The 2,423-nt window shown below is 37.0% G+C and carries 3 protein-coding genes; all 3 read right to left on the bottom strand.

All coding sequences use genetic code 11. The features are described 5' to 3' along the window. Positions 1-437: 437 nt before the first annotated feature. Complete coding sequence (locus JKM87_RS17570; protein ID WP_202081757.1) at positions 438-1,235, bottom strand: imm11 family protein; 798 nt, start codon at positions 1,233-1,235, stop codon at positions 438-440. A 107-nt stretch (positions 1,236-1,342) separates the two neighbouring features. Then, positions 1,343-1,633 (bottom strand): AHH domain-containing protein, encoded by a 291-nt coding sequence (locus JKM87_RS18280; RefSeq protein WP_419761873.1) that lies wholly within the window; start codon positions 1,631-1,633, stop codon positions 1,343-1,345. Between the two features lie 541 nt (positions 1,634-2,174). Then, a partial coding sequence (locus JKM87_RS17560; protein WP_236838939.1) for a hypothetical protein occupies positions 2,175-2,423 on the bottom strand: 249 nt, incomplete at its 5' end.

The following is a 2,423-nucleotide window of genomic DNA, read 5'->3' as shown; positions in this document are numbered from 1 at the left end:
TTTTTTGCTTATCGAAATAACAATTACTAGATACTGAATACTCTTCTACCATTACTTATACCCTCCAATGAATAATGTTGATTTGATAGCCTCTATCGCAAATGCTTTGATTAGTTTATCTCCTAGTCTCGGGTCGTAATAATCATCTGTGAAGATATAAGATTTTCATCACTGTTTGATTGATACTATGTCAAACTTGTAGACACATATTTGCACCAAAATTTAGAATAAATTTAGGCTGTCATTTTGTTGAACATTTGCTCATATTCATTAGGCGTGTTATACCCAATGGTTGAGTGGATTCTTTTATTGTTTTAGCTTATTTCACATCATGCTCCTTGCTCTTGTGAGTACCGAATAAGAGTGATGGCAGATTATGAATTATTCATAACGTTGCCTTTCCCATATTGATACTTGCTTATGATTTTATCTTCTGCTTAATACTCTATTTTCACGATTTTCCACTTCATCTCGAGAAGTATAGGTGGCACATAGTGTGGAAGAAAATAGTCATAGCGTGTTCCTGTCCATTTACCAATGACCATATACTGACCATTCTTGGATCTCTTTATCTTCCATTCACCACTTGCGGCAGCAACTTCTCCCTGTTCGGCCATTTTCCAAGCGATATCAAAGGAGTAATACTCGTCCTCAATTGGGTGAATTGTCGGTAAGGCTTTCTCTGCCTCTTCAAGAGAGTAGTCCTTTTCTGAGTCCCAAACTTCATGGAATTCAAACCCTACGAGTCCAGTTTCTTCAACACGCTTTTTGAAGAGATCTGTGACGAAGATCCTTGTTGCTCTAAATTCAGGTAATTTAAATATAGACTCAACTCTTACTACATCTTCAATAAAAGAATATCGTTTAACATCGTTTACAATATCTAATTCTTTGTCTCTTATTAAGAGTGATTTATTGTAATCTAAACCGTTAACTATATTTATAACATTGAGAGCATAATACGTTCCATTTTTATGGTATATAGGTAGAAATTCCACAGCTCCACTTATAATTTCATCTAATACCTGTTTAGCCGTACTACTGAATATGGGTGTGGGGAATCCTGGGAAGTCAGATTCCTTGCCATTCTCGTAAGTTACTAACTCAACTTTTTCCCATTGATCCGCCATTCTATTTCCTCGAAATCCAAAGGTGAATACTTTTGCATCTTTTTCGTTTTTGTATCCAAAGTATTCATATCCATCAATATTGTTATTGAGAAGCCAAATTTTCATCAACATTTCTCCTTGGTTGTGATCAAACTTACCGATAAACAGTTTACCATTAAGTAAATCTTCTTTTATTAATTGTAATACCTCTAATCCTTTTTGGCGATATAACTCTAAATGGTCAGGGTATAGGTATTCGTACGTTTTACAACTTCAGAAAGCCTTCTGTAGACATATTCATAATAGTTCTTTGTATGCCCCCCATTATGAGTGGCCACTACTAACATAGTACCATCATAGTCAGGGAGGTTATAGTGAGAACATCCTTTTATTTTTGGAAGCCGTATACCATTCGCGGCAGAATTAAAATCTATGTCGAATTTTTCTAAGAGAACTCTTGAGTTAATCGCAGCTGGATCCTGTGCTCCAGCAGCTACAATGTGATGAGCATTCCAACCTGTTATCGGATTCGCGACAGGAGGTTTCCCTAAGTTTGCGTTGGTTAATTCATCTCGTAGTATCTGACTTGGACTCTTACTCGGTGCATGCGCTAGCTTTAAGTCGTAGTGCCCTGCCTTTCAGAGAAATTGGCTTCAAGTTTAATTGTAGAAATAGAAGGTAGTCCGACTGTTTGCTCAATATATGCTCTAACGCTGATCCCATCATGCAACTTGTAATCATATAAGAATGACCTTGGCATGATTAGAGCTTCGACTACGGTAGCAATAACATTTCGATTCGATTGACATTTACAGGCTCTTCTTTGGCTCACGCATGATTTTTAGCTTAAAAATTTCGGTTTGCTTAAAGCCTTCGGCTTTAACTTATTCTTCCCACTCCTGCTCGTAGCTGTATCCTGGCGCACTTACTCGGTCAATCACACCTTGGACATCACCTACCGTTCCATTTGGAACTTCGCTTGGTTCTGAAAAGAAATACACCTAAAGTGAACAGCCTAACGTGTTCGCTTTAGGTGCATCATAATAGTTCTATAATACAGCTAGTCTAAAATCCTAGTATACCACTTTTCTCGTGCCATACTTTTTCTAACTCATCTCCCTTTACCTCTTTTTGCCAGTACCCTCTATCAATGTATGTGAACCCATTCTTTTTACAGTAATCTCTATCACCATGAGAGATTATAATGTCACCCTTGAATTTTCTCACTGCAACTTCTTTTCCTTTATACAAAGCTACTGTTGATATTTCATATACATCATCTAGCTCTTCAAGGTCGACGTATTTTTTATAGAG

The organism is Caldalkalibacillus salinus (genome assembly GCF_016745835.1).
Taxonomy (GTDB): Bacteria; Bacillota; Bacilli; order Caldalkalibacillales; family JCM-10596; genus Caldalkalibacillus_A; species Caldalkalibacillus_A salinus.
Note: the sequence above shows the minus strand (reverse complement) of the source record. Positions and strands in the feature narration are given on the sequence as shown.

Bases quoted from the DNA above. Each gene is read 5' to 3' on its own strand.
- JKM87_RS17570 (WP_202081757.1), bottom strand. From the start codon at position 1,235: ATGAAAATTTGGCTTCTCAATAACAATATTGATGGATATGAATACTTT.